General features: G+C 33.0%; 21 protein-coding genes. 16 read left to right on the plus strand and 5 right to left on the minus strand.

Annotated features, from left to right (window positions below; all coding sequences use genetic code 11):
- Window position 1 precedes the first annotated feature (1 nt).
- The 6 genes from AC4PRO_RS02870 (at window position 2) to AC4PRO_RS02895 (ending at window position 7,454) form a co-directional block, all read left to right on the plus strand.
- Window positions 2–1,681, plus strand: coding sequence for a DUF6909 family protein (locus tag AC4PRO_RS02870; RefSeq protein ID WP_492116238.1), 1,680 nt, complete (start codon window positions 2–4; stop codon window positions 1,679–1,681).
- Between the two features lie 9 nt (window positions 1,682–1,690).
- A complete protein-coding gene (locus AC4PRO_RS02875; RefSeq protein ID WP_492116239.1) occupies window positions 1,691–2,668 on the plus strand; it encodes a hypothetical protein in 978 nt (325 codons plus the stop codon).
- A gap of 78 nt (window positions 2,669–2,746) precedes the next feature.
- Entirely contained in the window at window positions 2,747–4,057 is a 1,311-nt protein-coding gene (locus AC4PRO_RS02880; RefSeq protein WP_492116240.1) for an MATE family efflux transporter, read from the plus strand.
- 15 nt (window positions 4,058–4,072) lie between these two features.
- Window positions 4,073–5,077 carry a glycosyltransferase family 2 protein gene (locus AC4PRO_RS02885; RefSeq protein ID WP_492116241.1) on the plus strand — a complete coding sequence of 335 codons (1,005 nt, stop codon included), beginning with the start codon at window positions 4,073–4,075 and terminating at the stop codon, window positions 5,075–5,077.
- 36 nt (window positions 5,078–5,113) lie between these two features.
- The gene (locus AC4PRO_RS02890; protein ID WP_492116242.1) at window positions 5,114–6,178 is read left to right on the plus strand and encodes a hypothetical protein; all 1,065 of its coding nucleotides are present in this window, start codon (window positions 5,114–5,116) and stop codon (window positions 6,176–6,178) included.
- Window positions 6,150–7,454, plus strand: a complete 1,305-nt coding sequence (locus AC4PRO_RS02895) for an O-antigen ligase family protein (RefSeq protein WP_492116243.1) — start codon at window positions 6,150–6,152, stop codon at window positions 7,452–7,454. The genes AC4PRO_RS02890 and AC4PRO_RS02895 overlap by 29 nt, the downstream gene beginning before the upstream one ends.
- Here AC4PRO_RS02895 and AC4PRO_RS02900 read toward each other — a convergent pair.
- On the minus strand, window positions 7,423–8,499 hold the full coding sequence (locus AC4PRO_RS02900; protein ID WP_492116244.1) for a glycosyltransferase: 1,077 nt from the start codon (window positions 8,497–8,499) through the stop codon (window positions 7,423–7,425). The genes AC4PRO_RS02895 and AC4PRO_RS02900 overlap by 32 nt on opposite strands.
- 156 nt (window positions 8,500–8,655) lie before the next feature.
- Here AC4PRO_RS02900 and AC4PRO_RS02905 point away from each other — a divergent pair, with 156 nt between their 5' ends.
- Genes AC4PRO_RS02905 through AC4PRO_RS02915 form a run of 3 tightly spaced genes read left to right on the plus strand, consistent with a single transcriptional unit; the run spans window position 8,656 to window position 11,776 of the window.
- The gene (locus AC4PRO_RS02905) at window positions 8,656–9,639 is read left to right on the plus strand and encodes a UDP-glucuronic acid decarboxylase family protein (protein WP_492116245.1); all 984 of its coding nucleotides are present in this window, start codon (window positions 8,656–8,658) and stop codon (window positions 9,637–9,639) included.
- On the plus strand, window positions 9,639–10,991 hold the full coding sequence (locus AC4PRO_RS02910; RefSeq protein ID WP_492116246.1) for an exopolysaccharide biosynthesis polyprenyl glycosylphosphotransferase: 1,353 nt from the start codon (window positions 9,639–9,641) through the stop codon (window positions 10,989–10,991). The genes AC4PRO_RS02905 and AC4PRO_RS02910 overlap by 1 nt, the downstream gene beginning before the upstream one ends.
- 2 nt (window positions 10,992–10,993) lie before the next feature.
- On the plus strand, window positions 10,994–11,776 hold the full coding sequence (locus AC4PRO_RS02915; protein ID WP_492116247.1) for a glycosyltransferase family 2 protein: 783 nt from the start codon (window positions 10,994–10,996) through the stop codon (window positions 11,774–11,776).
- On the opposite strand, the gene AC4PRO_RS02920 is transcribed toward AC4PRO_RS02915, so the two are convergent.
- A complete protein-coding gene (locus tag AC4PRO_RS02920) occupies window positions 11,760–13,070 on the minus strand; it encodes a phenylacetate--CoA ligase family protein (protein WP_492116248.1) in 1,311 nt (436 codons plus the stop codon). The two genes, AC4PRO_RS02915 and AC4PRO_RS02920, sit on opposite strands and share 17 nt — an antisense overlap.
- A 134-nt stretch (window positions 13,071–13,204) precedes the next feature.
- On the opposite strand from AC4PRO_RS02920, the gene purD reads away from it, so the two are divergent.
- Entirely contained in the window at window positions 13,205–14,479 is a 1,275-nt protein-coding gene (gene purD / locus AC4PRO_RS02925; protein WP_492116249.1) for a phosphoribosylamine--glycine ligase, read from the plus strand.
- A 49-nt stretch (window positions 14,480–14,528) separates the two neighbouring features.
- Here purD and AC4PRO_RS02930 read toward each other — a convergent pair whose 3' ends face one another.
- Window positions 14,529–14,759 (minus strand): DUF6341 family protein, encoded by a 231-nt coding sequence (locus tag AC4PRO_RS02930; protein WP_074720379.1) that lies wholly within the window; start codon window positions 14,757–14,759, stop codon window positions 14,529–14,531.
- A 143-nt stretch (window positions 14,760–14,902) separates the two neighbouring features.
- Here AC4PRO_RS02930 and AC4PRO_RS02935 point away from each other — a divergent pair, with 143 nt between their 5' ends.
- Window positions 14,903–15,832 (plus strand): DUF6427 family protein, encoded by a 930-nt coding sequence (locus AC4PRO_RS02935; protein ID WP_492116250.1) that lies wholly within the window; start codon window positions 14,903–14,905, stop codon window positions 15,830–15,832.
- Here AC4PRO_RS02935 and upp read toward each other — a convergent pair.
- A complete protein-coding gene (upp, locus tag AC4PRO_RS02940) occupies window positions 15,827–16,480 on the minus strand; it encodes a uracil phosphoribosyltransferase (RefSeq protein ID WP_074721118.1) in 654 nt (217 codons plus the stop codon). The genes AC4PRO_RS02935 and upp overlap by 6 nt on opposite strands.
- Window positions 16,481–16,613: 133 nt before the next feature.
- Between upp and AC4PRO_RS02945 the strand changes: the two genes are divergently transcribed.
- Window positions 16,614–17,219: a DUF4254 domain-containing protein gene (locus AC4PRO_RS02945; protein WP_492116251.1), complete on the plus strand. Its 606-nt coding sequence runs from the start codon at window positions 16,614–16,616 to the stop codon at window positions 17,217–17,219.
- Between the two features lie 45 nt (window positions 17,220–17,264).
- Entirely contained in the window at window positions 17,265–18,278 is a 1,014-nt protein-coding gene (locus AC4PRO_RS02950; protein ID WP_492116252.1) for a glycosyltransferase family 9 protein, read from the plus strand.
- Between the two features lie 77 nt (window positions 18,279–18,355).
- On the opposite strand, the gene AC4PRO_RS02955 is transcribed toward AC4PRO_RS02950, so the two are convergent.
- Window positions 18,356–19,405, minus strand: coding sequence for a 2Fe-2S iron-sulfur cluster-binding protein (locus AC4PRO_RS02955; protein ID WP_492116253.1), 1,050 nt, complete (start codon window positions 19,403–19,405; stop codon window positions 18,356–18,358).
- 128 nt (window positions 19,406–19,533) lie between these two features.
- On the opposite strand from AC4PRO_RS02955, the gene AC4PRO_RS02960 reads away from it, so the two are divergent.
- From AC4PRO_RS02960 to porW, 3 genes are all read left to right on the plus strand, one after another.
- Entirely contained in the window at window positions 19,534–21,018 is a 1,485-nt protein-coding gene (locus AC4PRO_RS02960; protein ID WP_492116254.1) for a DUF5687 family protein, read from the plus strand.
- 40 nt (window positions 21,019–21,058) lie between these two features.
- Window positions 21,059–21,754 (plus strand): ABC transporter ATP-binding protein, encoded by a 696-nt coding sequence (locus tag AC4PRO_RS02965; RefSeq protein WP_074720402.1) that lies wholly within the window; start codon window positions 21,059–21,061, stop codon window positions 21,752–21,754.
- Window positions 21,755–21,841: 87 nt separating this feature from the next.
- Window positions 21,842–24,475, plus strand: coding sequence for a type IX secretion system periplasmic lipoprotein PorW/SprE (gene porW, locus AC4PRO_RS02970; protein WP_492116255.1), 2,634 nt, complete (start codon window positions 21,842–21,844; stop codon window positions 24,473–24,475).

Here is a 24,475-nt window from a genome sequence, read left to right on the forward strand (position 1 = left end):
AATGAAAGAGACTAAAAATATATCCAGATCCCGAGCGCAAGAATCATCGGCAGCCATTGAAAAAATGTACATTACAATGCGTCATTTGTTCAACAGAGGGTTCTATAAACCAATGGGAATTTCTGGAGATACATTGCGTGAAGCATTGTTAGCTTTACGTCCGGAAATATACGGAAACATTGCGGAAGAAAAAGTAGAGTTAAACGGACTTTTATATGTCATTGAACGCCTTCCTATGGGAATTGAGGAATGTAGATTTATTAACCTTACCTCTGATGAAGGGTATTCTAAATCTCATTTTCAAGCGATTGTTCCTCCAAAAAGGAAAAGGAACTGTTACCGTATTGATGAGGAGCAAATGAACGTGGAAATCACAAGAGGCCGTTCAGATATCTATGATATTTTGACGCATTTGACCTTTATTTTTATAGAATCACATAAAATAAGAAACCGAGTTTTACTAGATGATGCTGGAGAGGTTTCCCGCGACTGGATGAAACTGGAAGCTGCCGTGGCTCAAAATAAAAAACTAACGCTTGTAGAAAAAGAGAAAGCGATTTCTCATGCTGCTAATATTCTTGGAAGAACTTTTGAGGAAGTTTTGGACATCTATGATGCTTTTGGATCTAATGCAGCACCCGATCGTTTTTTACATGTGATTTTCTGGTTAGGGAAGTTAGCAATTGAAGAGATCACTGATAATAATAAAAGAACCATCACTTTCAGCCCTATTTTAAGGGAACGTTTAGGGCATCACATACATGGTGAAATATGGGCAACCAATATCAAGGAAGTTTTAAAAGAGAAAGGTCTCTTAGATCGACCTATTCATGTCATTAGTGCCAATATGCACTCAGTGATGAACTCTATTTTTGCTACCACGGCTTTAAAAACGAACTTCAAGGACAAATCTGATTTCTTTATTTATGAGGAATTGAGTAAGTCAGGAGCAAACGAAGTTCGAAATATAGTGGAAGGAATCGCCTTGAAACAAGGGATGATTTCGTTGCCAGACACTTCAGGAACGAACATTGATGTTCAGATTTTTGACACTGCCAAAATTAATTGGGCCAACTCATCATTCCCAAAAGCCAAACTTGGCGATAAAGAACCGGTGTTGATTGTTATGGATTATGCATTTGGAGAGCAAGCCTACGAAACTATTGATGAGCTATTAAAACCATTCAAAAAAGACATTTTGCTGAACGTGGAATCAGTTTCTATTATGGGAAAAGCAGGAATTCTTGAAGGTGGAAAAGGAGATATTATGATTCCGAATGCTCATATCAATGAAGGAACTGCAGATAATTATTTTTTCCATAATGAATTAACGGCTGATATGTTTGTGGGTAACGGCATAGAAGTATTTGCCGGACCGATGGTTACCGTGCTTGGAACATCATTACAAAACAAGGATTTATTGAAGTTCTTCCACGAATCGACTTGGGGCGTAATCGGTTTAGAGATGGAAGGTTCTTACTATCAAAAGGCCATCCAATCGGCTTCTAAAATTAGAAAAAGTGTTCCCCATGATATTAAAGTGAGATATGCTTATTACGCTTCGGATAATCCATTAGAAACCGGAAGTACTTTGGCTTCTGGCGGACTAGGAACGACGGGGGTGAAGCCTACTTATTTGATTACCATTAAAATTTTGGAACAAATTTTCAACGCAAAATAAAAATAAAAAATGAGTACAAACGTACCCCAAAATCAAGACGATCAGGAAATTGATTTATTCTTAATTTTAAAAAAAATAAGCAATTTTCCGCAATGGATTAGTGCGATGCTATTTAAAAGCATCCAGTTTTTTATAAAAAACGGGATTATCATATTAATATTACTGATCGTAGGATTTGGTTTGGGGTATTATTTAGATAAAAATCAAAAGAAATACGATCATCAAATTATTGTTGCACCCAATTTTAAATCAACGGATTATCTGTATTCTAAAATTGATTTACTGGCTTCTAAAATTTCTGAAAAAGACGTGCTTTTTTTGAGATCTATCGGTATTAATAACCCTATGCAACTAAACAAAATTTCAATTGAACCTATCGTTGATGTTTATAAATTAATAAGCAATAACGAGCAAAATTTTGAACTTTTAGAATTAATGGCGCAAAACGGTGATTTAAAAACAATCGTTAAAGAAAGCACCACCAGTAAGAACTATAATTATCATACCATTATCCTTTCAACAAATGGAGTGACGCGTCAAGGTGATGTTGTTGATCCAATATTGAAGTATTTAAATAACAGCAGTTATTTTGAGAAAATACAAAAGATTTCAGTTGGTAACATTCAGCAAAAGATTAAAGAAAAAGAAGTTACAATTGTACAAATTGACACCATATTGAATGCGTTTTCACATAAAAACCGAAACGCACAAAGAAGTGATAAACTCATTTATTATAATGAAAATATGCAACTAAGTAGCATTATTAATACAAAAGACTCCTTAGTAAATATGTTAGGAGCATTAAAAATTGATTTATTCAATTCTGGCAAAGTCATCAATGACAATACCGTAATTATGAATATTAAAAATAATGAATCTATTAATGGTAAAATGAAAGTAATTCTGCCAGTACTATTTATTTCTCTGTTTATTATTATTGGATTTATCCTCTCATTTTATAAAAGTCAAATGTTGAAAGCAAAATAAATAGCCAAATGCAGAATAAGATAGCATATTAATTGTTTTCGAATTTAACTGAAATTAAATGGTTTATCAGATATAAATATGTTGAAAATAATTACGCGCTATATTCAAAAGATAAAACAAAATCCCTTTATTCTACAAAGTTTAATTACGCTGGTATTGCGGGTTATTGGCGTATTTATTTTGTTTGGATTTACTTTATTTCTCACAAAAAACTTTGATCCAAAGACGGTAGGTCAATACGATTTTGTTCGTTCATTTTTATTAGTAATAGGTAGTATCAGCCTGTTAGGATGCGACCAGTCTATTTTGTATTTTAGAGGAAGATTGAAAGGTTCTAATGCTTCAAGTGATCTACGAAGTATTTATATGAAAATGGTAGGCATCGTATTTTCAATGTCTATCTTTTTATTTGTAATAGTTTTAAGCTTAGATAAAGACTTTATAAATACTTTTTTTGCAGATGAAGGAGTCTATCTGATTCTTTTGAAAGCAACTGGAATTTTATTTTTTTTCGCTTTAACAACTCTAAACATCGAGGTTTTCAGAGCCTTAGATCATTTGTATGTAGCGGAATTATTTAGAAATACCATAAAATACATTCCGGTTATAATTGGCGCCGTTATACTTTATTATTTTTATGATGAAACTTATTTGGTTGATGTTTTTCTGTTTGGATTTATAATTCTTTCCCTGATAACAACAAGCTTAACTTTTTATTATTTCATTCAAAATCCAGGCAAAAGTGAAGAAGAACCTATTTCATACAAAGAGATAATTAGCAAATCGTACCCTATTGCTATTAGCGGGATGGCTTTATTTTTATTGATGAGTTTTGATATTATGTTTTTAAAGAAATATAGAGACGATGCTAGTGTTGCATTTTATGCTTTGGCAGTTAAATTTATGACTATTGTATCGATGGTAATTATTACTGTAAACATTACGATTTCGACAAAAATAGCCGAGTATTTTTCGACTAGAAATACGATTGAACTTAATAAAATACTAAGAAATAGTTCGAGGTTGATTTTTATACTGACTTTGCCCGCGACGATTATTATTTGTGTTTTTTCTGAATCCGTTTTGGGTTTTTTTGGAAAAGACTACATTGCCGCTAAGGATGCTTTGCTTATTTTGATGATTGGTCAAGGTATTTGTTCCGCTTTTGGAGCGGTGCCGGTTTATTTAAATATGACTGGAAGACAACATATATTCCAAATCATACTAATTCTCGCTGTTGGGATTAATTTTGTTTTAAATAGGTTTTTAATACCAGAATATGGAATGACAGGAGCGGCAATTGCTTTTGTTTTAAGTTCGTTTTTTTGGAATATTAGTGCAGCAGTAGTAATTTATAGAAAAGACAAGGTGAAGGTTTTTTTGAATTAATTAATATAGCGCATTGTGAATAATCGAAATAAGGATGTTTTTTTTAGTATTGTAGTTCCGGTTTATAATGTCGAGAATTATCTTGAGCAATGCATTGACAGTATATTGTGTCAATCCTATACTAATTTTGAAATTATTATGGTTAATGACGGATCTACTGATTCCTCTTCTACTATTTGTACCACCTACGAAGAAAAGGACGATAGAAACATTGTTATCCATAAAGAGAATGGTGGATTATCTGACGCAAGAAATGTTGGTTTGTTAAGCTCAAAAGGGGATTATGTTATTTTTGCTGACAGTGACGACTATTGGGCTGGACATCAAGTTTTAGAGGAACTAAACATTTTAATAAAGGAGTCAAATCCGGATCTGATTATTCATGAGGAAAGTCGGTTTTTTTCAAAAAAAAATGTGAAATGCAAGTACAATCAACGACACATTAACAATAAAAGAGGAGATTTTAAAAAAGAGGCAATGCTATTGGTCTACTATGATTTATTTAAGGCTTGCGCTTGGGACAAAATAGTAAGAAGAACGATTTTAATCGAAAATGAATTATTCTTTCCTTTGGGTAGAAAATCTGAAGATATGGAATGGTGTGGTAGGTTAATAAGCCATATCGATACGTATACTATTTATCCTAAATCTTTTTATATCTATAGAAAGGTAAGAGAGGGTTCGATTACTAATAACACGAGTGAAAAACATATTATGGATGTGTACTTTATGTTGAAGCAAGGGCTAATTAACGAAGAAGGTAAAAGCGAGGCATTGAAAAATTATTGGGCTGCCATTTATGTAGCGTTGTTAAAGGACTTTTACATATTATCGTCAAACAATAGAAAAGTGATTTGGGGTGATCTCGTTTCTTGGAAAAATTTATTAAAAGAAGGACGTAATATTAAACTAGATCAAGTTATGAAATTTTACAAATTCTTGCCTTTTGTTTTGCTGCCTGCCGTTCTTTATATTTATAGAATAATTACTGTTTTGCACAAAAAATATAAGACTTTATGATGAGTAACTTAAATCTAATTTTGACAATTTCTAACAATGCAAACTAAGATAAAGAAAAGTACGGCTGTTTTTGTGGGATTATTTGTAATCAATCTAATGGTCGCCATAATGGCATTTTATATTTTGCCTAAGCGTTTTTTTTATGATTCAGCTATTTTGGCTTTTGATAAAGGCAAGGAAATTGGTTTTTTAGGCAGTTATCCGCTAACCATTTTATTTTACAAAGCGACAGGTTTACGTTATTTACCATTTCCTTTGATAGCTTCTATACAATATCCTTTTCTTACCTATATTTTGTATAAAATAGGAATACCAAGTAATTTTGACAAAATAAATGTAAAAAATTTATTGGTTTACTTAGTTTTTTTTATGATGGCCATCTTTATGTCCATGCCTTCAAAAGAGTTTATTACGTATTTGTATGTGTCGCTTATTGTATTCGTGTATAAAAACTCAAGAATTTCTTATTGGAAATCTATTTATATTTCCATGTTTCTTTTAGGAGTTTTCGGAATTTTTTACCGTCCCTACTTTCTTATAATTCCTATTCTTGCTTTTGTTATGTATTCAGTAAGTTTTATTAATTTTAAAAATAAGACTTTGGCTACAATTTTTTACGGACTACTAATGGTTGTTATTTTGTCAATAAGTTACGGCCTGTTGAAAGGTCAGTATTTTTCTGAAAGTAGTCGGGAAGTAGTTAACAATACTAGAATATCTTCAAAAGATGCCAATTCCATGATTGTTTCTCCGCTTAAACCAGACACTTGGTATGGTGAAACTGTGGATATTTTCTATGGTTTTTTCACGGTTAATATCCCTATAAATGGCTTGAAACATCTTTTGTCTCCTCAGATCATCGGTTTCGTTATTTGGCAACTTTTATTGTTTTATATTCTTTTGGTACGCTTTTCACGTTGTTTGAAAAACAGAAAAGAACAGGAATACGAACTGTGGATATTACTTATTTTATTTTCATATTTTATTGTTCAAGGGGTTTTTGAGGCTGATTTAGGGACTACCATTCGTCATAAAATAGGAGTGTTTCCTTTAATTTATTATGCATTATACTATGACCATTTCAGAAAAGAACTTCAATAAAATTTTCAATATTTTCCTGCTTGTAATTGTTAGTACCATGATTTTTAGAAAACCATGTACTTGGATTATTATTGGATTTGTCTTGTTTAATTTATGTTTTATAAAAAAAACAAAACTCACTCCATTAGCAATACTATTGTGTTTAGTTATCGCTTCACCGTTACTATTAGAGATTTTGCTTTTTTGGAATAATGATTCTTTTGGAGAAGGATTGAAATCATTGGAAAAAAGTATTTCCCTACTACTCTTTCCGCTGTTTATTCTGGGTAACTACCAGCGGGTGCAGTTTATTAAGTTACTGCGATTTTATCGCTATGCAACTACTGCGATTGTATTGTTTTTCTTCATTCGGTTTATTGTGGTTTATCCAGATTTGATAGCTAAATATGTAAATGGTAATGATTTGTGGGAAATGGGATACAGTTTTTCTAATTCTATCGGAATTCATGCACCGGCGCTCAATATGCACCTTGCTTTTGTAGCAATTATTAGTATGTATTTTGTTTTTTATTCTTTTCGAAAAAATGAAAACGTAGCGTATAAATTACTTAGCCTATTGGTTTTTGCGCTTTCTTTTTTCTTTGTACTTTTTGTGAATACCAGAATGGCTCTTTTTAATGTTATTGCGGGTACAATCATCATTTTTTTCTATGAAGTCATTCGAAATTATAGTTTTAAGAAAGTGGCCGTAATCATGGCCTTGGGTAGTATCTTGTTAGGAGGAATCCTTTTTTTATTCGTTAAAAACAATCCCTATATGAAAGAGAAATATACCTCTGTAACATTTGCGTATATGGATAAAGTGGGCAAACTAGATGAGATTGAAAACCCGGAAGCAAAAGTCTTTAATTCATTTGTTACGCGCGCGTCCATTTGGAAATCAGCTTGGAAACTGTCCTTGGACCACCTACCTTTTGGAGTTGGTGCTTCAGATGGGAAACCGGAATTATTTAAGTATTACAAACAAACCAACCAGCATTTTCTGGCGAAATATGAATTTCCAACACACAATCAGTTTCTTGATTTTCTATTAAAATTTGGAGTACTAGGGCCATTAGTCGTCCTTTTGTACATTTTTACCATTGGTTATTTAGGATATGATTTGAAAAATGCAATTGTTCTCTCCTTCTTTATTCTCTTTTTGACTTCCAATCTTACGGATGATTTTCTATTGCGCTTTGACGGAATAGCGTTCAGCGGATTTTGGTTTTCTGTGTTCGGAAGTTTTTGGCTACAAGAGAAAGCTACTGCTCGTAAAGAGCCATTAATTGGGTAAAATTTTTTGCGCTGTCAAATAAGTGTTGACATCTTTCTAACCCCTTTTTTCCAAAACGGTTTCTCACTTCTTCGTCTTTTAGAATTGCTATATAGGTATCTAATTCAGTAATGTCATCAAAAAGGAAACCAGTTTCATTATGTATCACTACATCTTTATTTCCGATAATATTTGTTGCCAAAACAGGCTTCTGCATAGCCATTGCCTCCAAAACAGCAATAGGCAATCCTTCCCAAAGCGAAGTTTGAATATAGATATCAATAGCATTAAGTGCTGTAAGCGCTTCTTCTCTGTTTAAGAACCAACCAGTGATTCTTATGTTTGCCGCAGTTAGTAGAGGTTGTAATTCTCCATCTCCAATCCAGACAAAATTAATACTGGGATTTCTTAAGGCTATGTCGTTAAATAGGGCTGGATTTCTAGCATAAGTTATTCTTCCAACAATGCCTATCGTTAAGATGTCATTTTTGTTTTTGGAACTGTATTTTCTTACCTCTTTTAGATCAATTCCGTTTCTTACTAGATGAGATTTTCCGATGGTTTTGGCGATTGCATATTCCGTGTCACCACAAGCAACGGTCGCTCCACCAAATACGTTTTGGAAACTACTTTCAATTAATCGATACAATTTTTTATTAAAAGCGGAGATGTCCGTTCGAAGGAACGAATAACCGTGAGGAGTATAAAATATTTTCTTTTTTTTGAATAAGAAGAAATGAGCAATTCTGCCTAACACTCCTGCTTTTGAAGAATGAAGATGAATTATGTCAGGATTAATTTTTTTAAGTTCTTTCCATAATTTAAAAGTTGATTTTAAATCCTGTATCGGTGAAAATTCCCGAACCATATTTATTTCAATCAGCTCAACACCGTTTGAAAGGTCTTTTTTTATATTTTCAGGATTAATTTCCTTTCGATTTCCACTATAAATGATTGTTGTCTGAATACTTTTATTGTGTTGCTCATCTCCAAAAAATGTTGATAAATCTTTAAAATAAGTATAGACTCCGCCACCTAAAGCTTCAATAACGTGGACAACTTTCAAAATAAAATAGTTTTATAGAAACAAAAATAAAGAAAGTAGATGAATAACGGACCTTTTTAAGTGTATTCTCAATAATATAATTTCATTACATTTGTAAACCACATGTTTTTTTCATTTTTGCAAAAAAATAGAAATTTATTATTAGAGATACGACCAATGAAAAGAATACTTATTACAGGAGCTGCAGGATTTTTAGGGTCACATTTATGCGATCGATTTATTAAAGAAGGTTATTTTGTCATTGGAATGGACAATCTCATTACAGGAGATTTAAAAAATATAGAGCACCTATTCAAATTAGAACAATTTGAATTTTATCATCATGATATCACCAAGTTTGTTCATGTTCCAGGTAAATTAGATTACATCCTTCATTTTGCGTCTCCAGCAAGTCCAATTGATTATTTAAAAATACCAATTCAAACACTTAAGGTAGGCTCTTTAGGTACGCATAACCTATTAGGTTTAGCTAGAGTTAAAAAATCAAGAATTCTTATTGCATCGACTTCTGAGGTGTATGGGGATCCATTGGTTCATCCTCAAACGGAGGAATACTATGGTAATGTTAATACAATTGGTCCAAGAGGAGTTTATGATGAAGCCAAGCGTTTCCAAGAATCGATAACAATGGCATATCATACTTTTCACGGAGTGGAGACCAGAATAGTTAGAATATTTAATACTTACGGACCTAGGATGCGTCTTAATGACGGTCGAGTTATTCCAGCATTTATAGGTCAAGCGTTGCGTGGAGAAGACTTAACTATTTTTGGAGACGGAATGCAAACTCGTTCTTTCTGTTATGTTGACGATCAAGTAGAAGGAGTTTTTAGACTATTACATTCAGACTATGTTTATCCAGTAAATATTGGTAATCCAGACGAAATCACGATTAAAGATTTTGCCGAAGAAATTATAAAACTTACAGGTACCAATCAAAAAATAGTCTACCGTCCTTTACCAGAAAATGATCCATTACAGCGCCAACCTAATATAGACAAAGCAAAAGAGCTATTGGGTTGGGATGTTAAAGTGAATCGTGCGGAGGGTATGAAAATCACTTATGATTATTTCAAATCACTTTCAAAAGAAGAACTTTCAAAAGAAGAACATAAAGACTTTTCTAATTATATTAAATAGTGAAAACTAAAACAGGAAGGTATTCGAGTTATATTCGTCCATTCACTAGTATTCTAGACTTGATAATATTAAATGTGTCTTTTATTACTTTGATGGGCTTCTCATTAAATACAATATGGCAGCTTATTTTAATGAGTTGTACTTGGTTGATTATTGCTTCCTACCTAGGTTTTTATGAAGTTTATAGATACACAAAAGTCATTTCGATTTTTAATTGTACTTTTAAACAGGGTCTTATATTTACCTTATTTTGTTTTTTTTACGCCTATTTTTTTTATAAAAAAATAAAGTTTGAAGAAATTGTTTTGTTTGTATCAGGGGTTGTTGTGTTAATATTATTTTTTAAATTAAGTATATTTTTTTTTTTAAAGAAGTACCGAATATTATTTGGAGGAAATTTTAGAAGAGTGGTGCTTTTAGGAAGCAGTAAAAGTATCAATCCATTAAAACATTTTTTCACTGAAAATCCGGATTATGGTTACCAACTAATACAAACATTTGAATTTAATGTAGCAGCGAATAATAATATTAATCAAAGCTTATTATTTGTTTTAGAGAATAAAATAGATGAGTTATATTGTTCAATGGATGATTTGACTTTAAATCAGATTAAAGAAATTGTCTATTTTGCGGATAATAATTTTAAGACACTTAAATTCATTCCTGATGAAAAACAGCTTCTTTCTCCCAATGCTGTTTTTGAATATTATGACTATATTCCCATTGTTTCTTTTAGAAATATATTATTGGACGACAGGTTAAACAAGCAAATTAAACGAGGTTTTGATATCATATTTTCAACATTAATAATAGTTGGTATTTTGTCTTGGCTTACGCCAATTTTAGCGATACTAATCAAATTGGATTCTAAGGGATCGTTGTTTTTTATTCAAAAAAGAAACGGACTGAATTATATCGAATTCAACTGTTATAAATATCGATCGATGGAAATCAATGAACAAGCAGATTCAATACAAGCGGCAAAAAATGATAATCGAATTACAAAAATTGGCAAGTTTATGCGAAAAACAAGTATCGATGAATTGCCACAATTTTTTAATGTTTTAAATGGAGATATGTCAGTCGTAGGACCAAGGCCACATATGGTGAGTCATACTGAAATGTACGCATTAAAAATCGATAAGTTTATGATTAGACATTTCATAAAACCAGGTATAACAGGATTAGCCCAAACCAAGGGTTTTCGTGGAGAAATTGAATCAGAAAGTGACATCATTAATAGAGTTAAATATGATATTTTTTATATGAAAAACTGGTCAATATTATTAGATATGAAAATAATAATTGTTACTATTTTAAATGTCATAAAAGGAGAAGAAAAAGCATATTGAAAATGGAAACACCTTTAGTATCTATTATAATTCCAACCTTTAATTCTGAAAAATTCGTAGTTGAAACGATTCAATCGGTTCAACACCAAACCTACCCTAATTGGGAAATTATTTTGGTTGATGATTGTTCGTCAGACAGAACCGTATCTCTAATTTTAGAAATGGCTAAAACGGATAATAGAATTCATTTTTTCCAACTTAACAAAAATTCAGGTACTGGCGTTGCTAGAAATCTGGGGGTTTCTAATGCTAACGGCAGTTATATTTCATTTTTGGACGCTGATGATCTTTGGAAAGCAGAGAAACTTCAAAAACAAATTAATTTCCTGAAAACGAATAAGATACCATTCACATTTTCTTTTTATGATTGTATCGATGAAGAGGGGAAATCGTTGAATAAAAGAGTAGAATCGCCATTAAACCTCTCCTACAGGCAGTTGTTTTTTTGTAATTACGTGGGGAATTTAACCGGAATCTACGATGTCGATTATTTTGGAAAAATTACGATTTCATCTATTCGAAAACGACAAGACTGGATGCTTTGGCTCACAATTCTAAAGAAAATAAAAGTGGCTAAACCTGTTCCTGAAAGCCTTGCGTATTACCGAGTTAGAAACGACTCTCTTTCGACTTCAAAGTTAGATTTGATTCAATATAATTTTGCTGTTTACAGAAAGTTCCATGGACTTAATTTTGCTGTTGCGGTAGTGTGCATGACGCTGTTTTTAGTTGTACAGTTATTCATTAAACCAGGATACATTAAGAAAATTAAACCATTGCAGTAAACTGCTTCAATTTGCCGCGATTACTTCTTTCCAAAGTATTTTTTCGAATAAAACTAAAGTTTAAATTTGGTTCTAAGTATAACGCAATTGCGTTTTCGATTTTTGTAATTTCCTCCATGTTTAATTCGGTTTCACTTACATATTCAATTTCAAAACAATCCATTTTTGTTTGTTTAATTGTAAATTCTTTTACGTTTCCATCATCTTCAATAATGCTTTTTGTGATGTAATAAAAGGTTAAACCAGGCGCTTTTTTTCCGCTTGGTAAAATTGCAACATCATTAGTCCTGCCAATTAACTTTTTTAAAATAGGTTTTCGTACCGTGCTTTTTTCATCTAAAATCCCGATATCACCAATATCATAACGAATAAACGGATGTGCTTTGTTGAACAATGAAGTGATTACAATTCGGCCTTCTTGTCCGTAAGGAAGAACATTATTATTATCATCGAGAATTTCCACAAACAACGTTTCAGCATTGACTTGCCAGTCTCCTTCAGGATTTTGAAATGCAATTAAATCCAATTCTGACGCGCCATATTCATTGATAATTGGAATGCCTAGTTGTTTTTCTAAAAGTTTTTTGTCCTCTTCAAAAAGCATTTCTGAAGTAACCATACACGCTTGTAGTGACGGGCAAACGTCTTTTAAAACGATGTTTTTTTGCTGTAAAAATTTGGCAAATAAAACGATGGAACTAGTGTAGCCATTGATGTAGTTGAATTTTTTTGTCTCAAAATGGTGCAAGAAACCTTCAAGGACGGAATCAGACAAGTCAAATATTGGAAATCGAAACCGGTTGCTCAAAAAATCCTTAATCCGTTCTTTTTGATACCCCATAAAATCCATTGGAATTCCATAAAAACGGGCTTGATAGGAAGTGTTTAAATTAATGCCGTACCAACCAAAACGATAAGCAGTAGAAGCCCAAAATAGTGCATGACTGAATTTATCCCTGGCAAAAACAAACGGATTTCCACTCGATCCCGATGTTTTATTAACGTAGACGTTTTTAAGGGAATAACCGTTAGAAAGTCTTTCAGTCAATGGACGCTGTAAGTTTTGTTTATTTAAAATAGGAAGATCGTTCCAATTGTTAAACGATTTTGCGCCAACTATTTCCTGATAGAAAGGATTGTTATTTAAATGGAACGTAACAATCTCTTTTTTTTTATTCTCAATGAAATGCTCTTTTTGGCTTGCCGTAAATGCGATAATTTTTTGCAGTTCAGCTTTAGCCTCCTGAATTGGATAACCATTAAATTGAAGTGATAAGTCAAAAAGAGGCAGCATTTTTTGTTTTTTTGTTTTTTCAAAAATAATGTATCGGCACAACTAATTAGGATGAACCAACAACTTTTTAGAAATTAATTATTTTTTACGTTCAAAAGCAATTATTTTTGCAGCACAACTAAACAACACAAGACATGACAATTTTACTTTTAGGTTCAGGCGGAAGAGAACATGCATTTGCATGGAAGATGATTCAAAGTCCACTTTGCGACAAACTTTTTGTTGCACCTGGGAATGCCGGAACCGCTGCGATAGCAACGAATGTTGATGTCAGTATCACTGATTTTGATGCCATAAAAACGTTTGTTCTTGCTGAAAAGGTAGAAATGGTTGTTGTAGGTCCAGAAGACCCGTTAGTAAAAGGAATCTATGACTTTTTTCTAAATGATGAACAACTGAGTCATATTCCGGTTATTGGGCCTTCTAAAATTGGAGCGCAACTGGAAGGAAGTAAAGAATTTGCGAAAGAATTTTTAGTTAAACACAATATACCAACTGCTGCTTACGATAGTTTTACGGCTGAAACGGTAGAAGAAGGATGTGAGTTCCTTACCACATTAAAACCTCCTTATGTACTAAAAGCTGACGGATTAGCTGCAGGAAAAGGAGTTTTGATTATTCATGATTTGGCGGAAGCCAAAGAAGAATTAAGAAACATGCTAGTGCGCCAAAAATTTGGTGCCGCTAGTTCAAAAGTAGTTATTGAAGAGTTCCTTGATGGTATAGAATTGAGTTGTTTTGTTCTAACTGATGGAAAAAGCTATAAGATACTTCCAACGGCCAAAGATTATAAACGCATTGGCGAAGGCGACACGGGGTTAAATACAGGCGGAATGGGAGCTGTTTCCCCAGTTCCTTATGTTGACGCTGTATTAATGGAAAAAATAGAAACACGCATCGTTAAACCTACAATTGAAGGTTTCCAGAAAGACGGAATCCCATACAAAGGGTTTGTATTTATCGGATTGATTAATGTGAATAATGAACCTATTGTCATTGAATACAATGTAAGGATGGGTGACCCAGAAACAGAAGTGGTGGTTCCAAGATTAAAAACAGATTTAGTGGAATTGTTTTTGGCTGTAGCCAATGAAAAACTGGACGAAATCACGCTTGAAATAGACGAGAGAAGCGCTACGACAGTTATGGTTGTATCTGGTGGTTATCCTGAAGATTATGAAAAAGGGAAAATTATCTCTGGACTTGAAAAAATTACAGATTCCATTGTTTTTCATGCTGGAACGAAACTGGAGAACAATACTGTGGTCACTAACGGAGGAAGGGTTTTAGCCATAACGTCTTATGGAAATGACTTTCAAGAGGCCATAAAAAAATCTTATCAAAATATAGACAAGCTACATTTTGATAAGATGAATTTTAGAAAAGATATCGGTAACGATCTTTTGTAAATTAGTATGCTGCTTAACCCTAAATTTTATTTGGGGTTAGTGCTGCGATTTATTTAAAAAAAGAATGTGCTGTAGTATCTTGGTTTTCTTCACCGTTCTCATCGTGTAATTTCAATTGCATAACCCAGTATACCATTGCGACTGCACAAATAATCATAAAAAGCCAATTGATAGTATTTGCAGCAAACCATGATTGAAGTTCTAATGAACGTAAAAAGTCTAAGGGAGCAAATAATATATTTACAAATAGGTATTGAATTCCTTCAAAAAATGCTTTCATATCGTTAAAATTATGTTGTTGTTCTTTTAATTTCCCAGTAGTGAAAAATGCTTTTGTTAAGAATCTTTTTCAACTTGAGGGTTTCCTTTTTAAACAAGTATTATATTTACAGTTTTAAAGTTACAAAAGTATAAAATATCCTTATGATTACAAGTCTTTTTAAAAAATCTACACCATTAAATTTTTCTCTGGTCGTAATTTTAATAATTAGTTTTTTTTTGATCTATCAAATTCAGGATTTGGTCTGGACAGATTCCGCAATATTGAGTATTCAAAAAGCAGGAATTTTACTTACTTTATTAGGCTCTGTTTTTATAGCAAATTTCATTTCAAAAAAGAATGGACTCAGTAAAGACAGTAGCTATACCATCTTTTTTTATTTTTTATTTATCATTTTTTTTCCTTCGGTTTTAGACAACATTAATCTAATCGTTGCCAATTTTTTTATCTTGTTAGCACTTCATAGATTGCTGTCTCTTCAGTCCCTAAAAGCTTCTAAAGAAAAAATATTTGATGCCTCTCTATGGATTTTTGTAGCTTCTTTATTTCATTTTTGGTCTATTCTTTATTTAGTATTGGTATTTATTTCGATAATTTTCCACGTTTCCAGCGATTATAGAAATTGGATACTGCCCATTATTGCTTTTTTTGCAGTAGGGATTCTTTTTGCGCTTAGTTCGATACTTTTTGACATCAGTGCATTAGAATATATCAATAGCAGTGTAAAAACCAGTTTTCAAATTAATTATTTCACTAATAATTATCAAAACGGCGCATTGTCTATCTATGCTACCGTGGCTTTGTTTTTTGTTATCTCTATGTTTGCGACGCTTTCTAGTAGACTTTCGGTAACGCATGCAGCTTTCAAAAAAATCATCGCTTCCTTTTTTATTGGCGTATTGATTTTCTTGGTTTCTTCAAATAAAAGCAATGATTTATTGATATTTACAATTGCTCCATTGGCCATAATGGCAACAAATCATATCGAAATGCCGCAGGTAAAACTGAAGCAAGAAATGGTTTTGGTTGTTCTTATAGCCTGTAGCTTATTCGCTTTTTTCTCGCAATTATAATTTGGTTCCGTACGATAAGTCTCCCGCATCTCCCAGTCCTGGTACGATGTAGCTATGCTCGTTTAGGTTGTCGTCTAAAGAGGCTATCCAGAGATGGCAAGTGTCTGGCAAGTGTTTTTCCAGATAGGCTATTCCTTCTGGTGCAGCAATTACAACGGCAATATGAATTTCTTTTGCTTCTCCTCTTTCTAATAATCTGTTAAAGACCGCCACAATAGATTGTCCGGTAGCAAGCATTGGATCTACCAATAATAAATATTTACCATTAAAATCTGCTATAGCCTGGTATTCTACAAGAATGTCAAAGTAATCATCGTTGTTTGGGTGGTGTCTTGATGCAGAAATAAAACCATTTTCAGCCGAATCAAAATAATTTAAAAAACCCGTATGCATGGGGAATCCGGCACGTAAAATAGAACAGATTACTAATTGATCAGCAATCTCAGTGGTCTTTTTGATGCCTAGTGGGGTTTGAATTTCGACTGCTTTATAATGCAAATCTTTACTTAATTCATACGCCATAATTTCTCCTATTCGCTCAATATTTCTTCTAAATCGCATGCTGTCATTATGTATATTTACATTTCTGATTTGTCCCAAAAAATGATTAAGAACGCTATTGTTTTCCGATAGATTGTGAATTTGCATGATTTGTTGAATTAACATTTTTAGTTCCCTAATCAGATTTGATGCTGAATTTTGGGTTCTAGATTAGATTTGTGATTTGTAATTTTTTTATAAAAGTATAAAAAGTATCTTTGTAACTATAAAATATAAAAATATGTTTTCAAAATTAGCGTACTCCGTATTCGAACAAAGCATCAAAGATTATCATCAATATGATAATGTAGATCAGCCTATAAATAACCCTTTTCCTAAAGAGCAATTTGAACATTTATTGTATCTGAAAAATTGGATTGACACTGTTCAATGGCATTTTGAAGATATTATTCGTGATCCAAATATTGATCCTGTTGCTGCTTTGACTTTGAAAAGAAGAATTGACGCTTCTAACCAGGAACGTACTGATATGGTAGAATATATTGACGGTTATTTTTTGCAAAAATATAGCGATGTAAAAGTAAAAGATAATGCAAAAATCAACTCAGAAAGTCCAGCTTGGGCTTTTGACAGATTGTCAATTTTAGCATTGAAAATTTATCATATGAATGAAGAAGCGACTCGTGCAGAAGCATCTCAAGACCATAGAGATAAATGTCAGACGAAATTAAATATTCTATTAGAACAAAGAACGGATTTGTCTACCGCAATTGACGATTTATTAATAGACATTTCTAGTGGAGATAAGTTCATGAAGGTGTACAAGCAAATGAAAATGTACAATGATGACGAGTTAAATCCTGTTTTGTACCAAGGAAAAAAATAGTTGACCAGTAGTAATTTGTCAAATAAAATAAAGCATATAGCCGTCATGAGACTTTCCGCAATGGGAGATGTCGCCATGACGGTTCCTGTTTTACGGGCATTTGTAGATCAATATCCTGATGTTGGGCTAACCATTATATCCCGCCCTTTTTTCAAACCCTTTTTTGAAGGAATACCTAACATTGCTTTTTTTGCTTTCGATGAAAATGAACGGCATAAAGGAACCGTAGGCTTGCTGCGGTTATTTAAAGATGTGAGAAAATTCGATATCGATGCTTTTGCCGATTTGCATAACGTTTTACGTTCTAAAGTTGTTAGGACATTATTTGCCTTGAGCGGAAAAAAAACGGCGTATACGGACAAAGGACGTGAAGGTAAAAAAGCATTAACACGTGCCGATAATAAAATTTTCCAACCTTTATCTACGGTGTTTGAACGACATACAAAAGTGTTTGAAGAACTCGGTTTTCCGATAGATTTGTCAACCTCGGTATTTCCCAAAAAAGCCAATTTAGATAAAGAAACAGTAAATCTTATTGGAACAGATAATAAAAAATTAATTGGAATCGCGCCCTTTGCACAATACGATTCTAAGGTGTATCCCTTGGATTTAATGCAAGAAGTTATCCGTCAATTGGCTGATAATCAAAATTATAAAGTTCTGCTTTTTGGAGGAGGAAAGAAAGAAATGGAAATCTTAGATTCTCTTTCAGACTCAAAAGACAATGTTATTAACATGGCAGGCAAAATCAAGTTTCAGCAGGAGTTACAACTTATAAGTACTCTGGATGTAATGCTTTCTATGGATTCTGGAAATGCCCATATTGCAGCAATGCTGGGAGTAAAAGTCATTACACTTTGGGGTGCTACGCATCCGTATGCTGGATTTGGTCCTTTTAATCAACCATTATCGAATTCTTTAGTTTCTGATAGAGAAAGATACCCAATGTTGCCAACATCTGTTTATGGCAATAAAAAGGTGGAAGGTTATGAAGATGCTATGAGAACCATTACTCCAGAGAAGGTAGTGTTGAGTGTTCAGTCGCAATTAGCTTATTAAATATCCCAAGATAAAAAATTCCAAATCCCAATTTTTAAAGTTGGAGTTTGGAATTTTAAATATTGGATATTTATTTCCTAAACATCATCGTAATCTACATAGATTGTTTCTGATGTAGGATGTGCTTGACAACTAAGGATTAGTCCGTCTGCAATTTCTTTATCAGTCAGGATTGAATTCTTAGTCATTTCAGCAGTCCCTGAAGTTACTCTACAAAGACAGCTGCTGCAAATGCCGCCTTGGCAGGAGTAAGGAGCATCAATTCCTTGTTTTAGTGCTGCTTCAAGTATGGTTTGTTTTTGAGACATTTCAAAGGTGGTCTCTTCGTCGTCTACCATAATGGTAATTTTAGAATGTCCTCCTAAATCTTTTATTACGTTTTCATGAGAAGAGGAGGTAAAAAGCTCAAATTTTATAGCTGATTCTTTTACATTTTTCTCTTTTAAAACTCCCGAAACTAATTCGATCATTTCCTCTGGCCCACACAAATAGAATTTATCAAATTCCAGCTCCTTGTGTTTGTTGTTCAGAACATAATTTACCGCTGATTTTTCGATTCGACCAAATAAAGCATCTTCTGCTTTGGCTTGACTAAAAACAAAGTGAATAAATAAGCGACCTACATATTGTAATTGTAAATCGTGTAATTCTTTACTAAAGATCGTTTCTTCGGGCGTTTTGTTACCATAAACCAGTACAAAAGAGCTTTTTGGTTCGCTTTTTAAGACGCTTTTCAAGATCGAAATTACCGGTGTTATCCCACTTCCTGATACAAAAGCCACGTAGTTTTTTTGTCGGTCCGTTTGAGGTTCGAATATAAATTTTCCCTCTGGCTTCCCTACCTCAAGTGCATCTCCCGCTTTAAGCTTGGTATTGGCAAATTGAGAAAAAGCACCGTTTTTTACTGCTTTTATCGCGATACGCAATTCACCACTTTCTGGAGAAGAACAGATTGAATAAGCACGACGAATTTCTTGACCGTCCAGCGTTAATCGGATATTAACATATTGTCCGGCAATAAAAGTATAATTGGGTTGTAATTCTTCAGGAACATTAAAGAGTATGGAAACCGCATCCTTGGTTTCGCGGCGTACTTCTTTTATGATTAGTTTTAAAAATGAAGGCATGGGATATATTTTTTTACAAAAATAGCAAACAGCAAATAAATGGAAGAGATTAAATGCGTAATATTTTATCATAAGAGTAACTTTTTATTATTTTTAGACACTTATAGTAAAACTAAACCTCAAAATTCATGTTTAAAGATTTTATAAATTTAGAATTAAAAGCTTTTTTCCGTTCGGCTAGTGTGGGAAAAAGCATTGGCTTAAAAATTCTGATGGGCTTTCTGGTCGTTTATTTTTTGCTTGTTTTTTTAGTTTTGGGAATTGCTTTATATCCTATATTGCTAAAAGCATTCCCCAATCAAAAACCATTGACGATAGTCAATAGTTTTGTTATTTTTTGGTTAGCCATAGAACTCATTTTTCGTTTTTTTATGCAAAGCTTACCAGTGATGAATATTAAGCCATTATTAGTATTGCCTATAAAAAAAGAATCGGTAATCCACTTTGTTTTGCTGAAGAGTTTAATTTCGATCTACAATATTTTTCCCTTATTGGTTATTATCCCTTTTGGGGTTTTTAATATTATCAAAGGAAATTATGGTACGTTGAACATGATTGTTTGGATGTTTGGTATGTATATTTTAGCTTTAATAGTCAATTATGCTAATTTTTTAATAAAAAAGAAATTTGCCGAAAACATCAAAGACTTTCTTCCCTTTGTAGTTTTAGGAATGGTGTTTTTTGGTCTGGATTATTTTGGTGTTTTTAAAATCACCGCGCTTTCAGGCGTTGTTCTTGATACTTTAGTGTTACAACCAATATTCGTTTTAGTACCAATCCTGATTTTAGTGGGATTCTATCTTTTAAATTTCAAGTACCTAAAAAGCAATTTCTATCTGGACAGCTCATTACAATCGAAAGTGGAAGAAGCAAAAACGTCTGATTTAAGTTGGACCAAACGTTTTGGTGAGATTGCTCCTTTTCTACAGTTGGATTTAAAAATGATATGGAGAAACAAAAGACCCAAAACAGTAATTTGGATTTCCTTAATTTTCTTGGCTTATGGTTTAATGATTTATACGAATCCACATTACAAAGATACGCCAGCTTTCTTTGTGGTTGTTGGAATCTTAATGACAGGCGTATTTATGTTAAATTACGGGCAATTTGTTCCCTCTTGGGATAGTAATTATTACGGAATGATGATGTCACAAAACATTCCCATGAAGCAATATCTAGCTTCAAAAGCTGGATTAATGTCTGTTTCTGTAGTTGTTTTGGCGATTTTAAGTACACCTTATCTTTATTTTGGATGGAAAATAGTAGCAATTAATATTGCCTGCGCGACTTATAATTTAGGTGTAAACATTCCCCTTTTGTTATTTGCGGGTTCGTATAATAAAAAAAGAATTGATTTAGAGAAAAGCCCATTCATGAATTATCAGGGAACTGGAGCAACGCAATGGATAGTTGGATTGCCTTTGATGCTAATCCCAACCTTGATTTTTTATGGTATTTATAAATTAATAAATGCAGAGGTAGCTATAATTGCAATTGCGACAATTGGCGTGATTGGGTTGGTATTGAGAAATTATCTTTTGAATACAATTGCCGCCGGTTATACTAAAAGAAAATACGCGACTATCAACGGTTTCAAACAACAAGAAAATTAGTAATGATAACTCTTGAGTTATTACAACACATAAAAATATAATGATACAGGTAAATCAGCTTTCAAAAAAATATAACGGAACTACGGTTTTAAATATCGAAAACCTTGAAATTCCAAAAGGTCAAAGTTTAGGTCTCGTGGGAAATAACGGTGCCGGAAAAACGACTTTTTTCAGTTTACTATTGGATTTAATCCAACCTTCAACGGGGAGCATCATAAACAACGGAATTCTGGTAAGCGCCAGCGAAGACTGGAAACCTTTTACGGCTGCATTTATTGACGAAAGTTTCTTGATAGGCTATCTTACTCCTGAAGAATATTTTTACTTTATTGGCGATTTACGCGGTCAAAACAAGGCCGATATTGACGCTTTGTTAGAAAAATACGAAGAGTTTTTTAATGGAGAAATTCTAAAAAATAAAAAATACCTGCGGGACTTATCCAAAGGAAACCAAAAGAAAGTAGGGATAATTGCAACTTTGATAGGCAATCCTGAAGTGATCATTCTCGATGAGCCTTTTGCTAATTTAGATCCTACAACGGTTAATCGATTGAAAAAAGTAATTAAAGAACTCGCTGAAAATAAGGACATCACGATTTTAGTTTCAAGCCATGATTTGCAGCATACTGTAGAGGTTTGTGATCGAATAGTAGCTTTAAATAAAGGGGAAATAGTAAAAGATATTCAGACGTCTGAGGAAACGCTTCAGGAGCTAGAAATGTTTTTCGCGGTTTAAACTTCCATATTTCAAAAAGAAACGTATTTTTACCAGTCATTATACTAAAAAGCTTTTTTAAAAGTTTAATGATAAAAACGGTATCATTTGAAAATCAATATATTTAAATATTCAATTCCAGTAGGGTTTCTCTGTTTTTTGGTGGCCTGCTCAACTAAGAACAATAGTTTTTTGTCCAGAAATTCACATGCGCTCAGTACAAAGTATAATATTTTATACAATGGCGAAATTGGCTTAGATAAGGGAATTGTAGGGATAGAAGCCAATAGCAAAGACAATTTCTGGAAACGTTTGCCTATAGAAAGGATGCAAATTTCGGATGAAGTTAAGGCAGAAGGAAAAACTAAAAATGCTGATTTTGAATTAGCCGAAACGAAGGCAACTAAAGCCATTCAGAAACATTCTATGAATATTGAAGGAAGAGAAAAAAACTTCCAAATAGACGAGGCTTATTTACTTTTGGGCAAAGCCAGATATTACGATCAAAGATTTATTCCCGCATTAGACGCTTTCAATTACATTCTATATAAATACCCCAATAGTAGTAGGATTTATGAAGCTAAGATTTGGCGTGGTAAAACCAATATGCGATTGGGTAATGATGCTTTGGTAGTCAACAACATGACCTTTCTTTTAAGGGACCATAAGCTTAAAAATCAGGTTGTTGCGGATGTTAATGCCCTTTTATCCGAGGCGTTTTTGAACTTGGAAGAAAAAGACTCTGCTTTAATTAAATTAAAAGTTGCCGAATACTTCACCAAACACAATAAAGAAAAAGCAAGATATCGCTTTATACTCGGACAACTTTATGAAGAGTTAGGCAAGAAAGACAGCGCGATTTACAGCTATGAGTCGGTAATCAGAATGAACAGAAAATCAGAAAGAAAATATGTTATACAAGCACAAGCTAGAAAAGCGCAGTTGTTTGACTATCAAAAAGGAGATACCGCTACTTTTCTAAAAACCTATAGAAAATTGATTGCTGATAGAGAAAACAGACCATTCCTAGATGTTTTAAACTACCAAATGGGTGTTTTTTATGACAAACAAGACAATCAGAAAAAAGCATTAGATTTTTACAATATATCTCTTAAAAAAGCAACTATCGACCAATATTTGAAAGCTTCAAATTACAGGAATATAGGAAATATGTATTTTAGAAAAGCAGCCTACCCAGTTGCTGCTAAATATTACGATAGTACTTTAGTGAATCTTGACTTGAAAACTAGAGAATTCATTCACATTCAAAAAATCAGAAAAGATTTAGATGAAGTCATTCTGTATGAAGCAATCGCTACGAGAAACGACAGTATTTTAAACGTTGTTTCTATGCCAGAAGGCGGTAGAATTTCTTATTTCGAAAATTATATAGACACCTTAAAAAAGAAGGATGAAGCCAAAAGAATTTTAGAAGAAAAATTAAAAGAAAAGCAAGAAAACAGAGAAAGAAACAGTACCACAGCATCTATTGACCCAGCTGTTTCGGCGCAAAATGCAGGTCAACCAGGGCGTAAGTCGTCACTTGCTCCACCTTCCATGGGCGTTTCAAATACAACAACAAGTCTTTTCTATTTTTATAATCCTACGACTGTTTCTTTTGGGAAATTAGAATTTAAAAAAATATGGGGAAATCGAAGTTCAGCAGGCAATTGGAGGCTTTCATCAACGGCTAAGAATAATGTGGCTTCAGATGATACTTTGAATGCCAATGAATTGTTACCAGAAGACAAATTAAAAGAGGAAGAGAATAGTATAGTAGAAGAGTATACTACCAGTTTTTATTTGAAACAACTCCCAACATCGCAAGCTGCAATTGACAGTATAGTGAAGGAACGCAATAAAGCCTATTATCAACTTGGTGTAATTTATAAGGAAAAGTTCAAAGAATATGAGCTCGCAGCCAACAAGCTGGAGCAATTATTACAAAATAATCCGGAAGAAAAATTGATTCTTCCTACAATGTATAATTTGTACAAGATTTACCAAATCACAAACAGCAGTAAAGCGGCAGCAATGAAAGACAGGATTAATTCCCAATTTCCAGATTCTCGCTATGCTCAAATAATAAACAACACAAACCCAGAAGGAATAAGTTTGAAGGATACCCCAGAAGGAGTTTATGACGCATTATATAAACAATATGAAGAGGAACAGTTTGTAGCAGTTTTAGAGCAATCTGAGATGTTGATAAGTCAGTTTTCTGGAGATGAAATTGTTTCGAAATTCGAATTTTTGAAAGCGAATGCCATTGGAAAACTCAGAGGAGTAACAGCCTACAAAAATGCATTGCAGTTTGTGGCAGATAATTATCCAAATAGTGAAGAGGGTAAAAAAGCGCAGGAAATTGTGAAGGACCAAATTCCTTTCTTAGAAAAATTAGAATTTACTACCACAGATACTAAAAACTGGAAAGTACTCTACAAAGTAGCGGTATCAGATGAAACAGGCACAAAAGAAATGGAAGAAAAGATTAAAAAATTCATGAGCGGTGTTACTTTTCAGGATTTAAATTATTCTTTGGATGGGTATAGTGACACAGAAAACTTCATAGCGATTCATGGTATAAACTCAGAAGCGTATGCCAGAAATATTAGTGCTATTTTAAGAGAAAATAAGGATTTTAAAATAATAGTTCCAGTCATTATTCTTACAAACGAAAATTATAAAGTAGTTCAAATTAAAAAAAATCTAAATGTCTATTTAGGATTAAAAAAAGAATAA

The sequence above is a fragment of the Flavobacterium sp. DW-iso2 genome (genome assembly GCF_058725285.1).

Bases quoted from the DNA above. Each gene is read 5' to 3' on its own strand.
- AC4PRO_RS02895 (WP_492116243.1), top strand. From the start codon at position 6,150: ATGACCATTTCAGAAAAGAACTTCAATAAAATTTTCAATATTTTCCTG.
- AC4PRO_RS02950 (WP_492116252.1), top strand. From the start codon at position 17,265: ATGAGACTTTCCGCAATGGGAGATGTCGCCATGACGGTTCCTGTTTTA.
- upp (WP_074721118.1), bottom strand. From the start codon at position 16,480: ATGCAAATTCACAATCTATCGGAAAACAATAGCGTTCTTAATCATTTT.
- AC4PRO_RS02960 (WP_492116254.1), top strand. From the start codon at position 19,534: ATGTTTAAAGATTTTATAAATTTAGAATTAAAAGCTTTTTTCCGTTCG.
- AC4PRO_RS02945 (WP_492116251.1), top strand. From the start codon at position 16,614: ATGTTTTCAAAATTAGCGTACTCCGTATTCGAACAAAGCATCAAAGAT.
- AC4PRO_RS02870 (WP_492116238.1), top strand. From the start codon at position 2: ATGAAAGAGACTAAAAATATATCCAGATCCCGAGCGCAAGAATCATCG.
- AC4PRO_RS02935 (WP_492116250.1), top strand. From the start codon at position 14,903: ATGATTACAAGTCTTTTTAAAAAATCTACACCATTAAATTTTTCTCTG.
- AC4PRO_RS02915 (WP_492116247.1), top strand. From the start codon at position 10,994: ATGGAAACACCTTTAGTATCTATTATAATTCCAACCTTTAATTCTGAA.
- AC4PRO_RS02920 (WP_492116248.1), bottom strand. From the start codon at position 13,070: ATGCTGCCTCTTTTTGACTTATCACTTCAATTTAATGGTTATCCAATT.
- purD (WP_492116249.1), top strand. From the start codon at position 13,205: ATGACAATTTTACTTTTAGGTTCAGGCGGAAGAGAACATGCATTTGCA.
- AC4PRO_RS02965 (WP_074720402.1), top strand. From the start codon at position 21,059: ATGATACAGGTAAATCAGCTTTCAAAAAAATATAACGGAACTACGGTT.
- AC4PRO_RS02880 (WP_492116240.1), top strand. From the start codon at position 2,747: ATGTTGAAAATAATTACGCGCTATATTCAAAAGATAAAACAAAATCCC.
- AC4PRO_RS02930 (WP_074720379.1), bottom strand. From the start codon at position 14,759: ATGAAAGCATTTTTTGAAGGAATTCAATACCTATTTGTAAATATATTA.
- AC4PRO_RS02905 (WP_492116245.1), top strand. From the start codon at position 8,656: ATGAAAAGAATACTTATTACAGGAGCTGCAGGATTTTTAGGGTCACAT.
- AC4PRO_RS02955 (WP_492116253.1), bottom strand. From the start codon at position 19,405: ATGCCTTCATTTTTAAAACTAATCATAAAAGAAGTACGCCGCGAAACC.
- AC4PRO_RS02875 (WP_492116239.1), top strand. From the start codon at position 1,691: ATGAGTACAAACGTACCCCAAAATCAAGACGATCAGGAAATTGATTTA.
- AC4PRO_RS02890 (WP_492116242.1), top strand. From the start codon at position 5,114: ATGCAAACTAAGATAAAGAAAAGTACGGCTGTTTTTGTGGGATTATTT.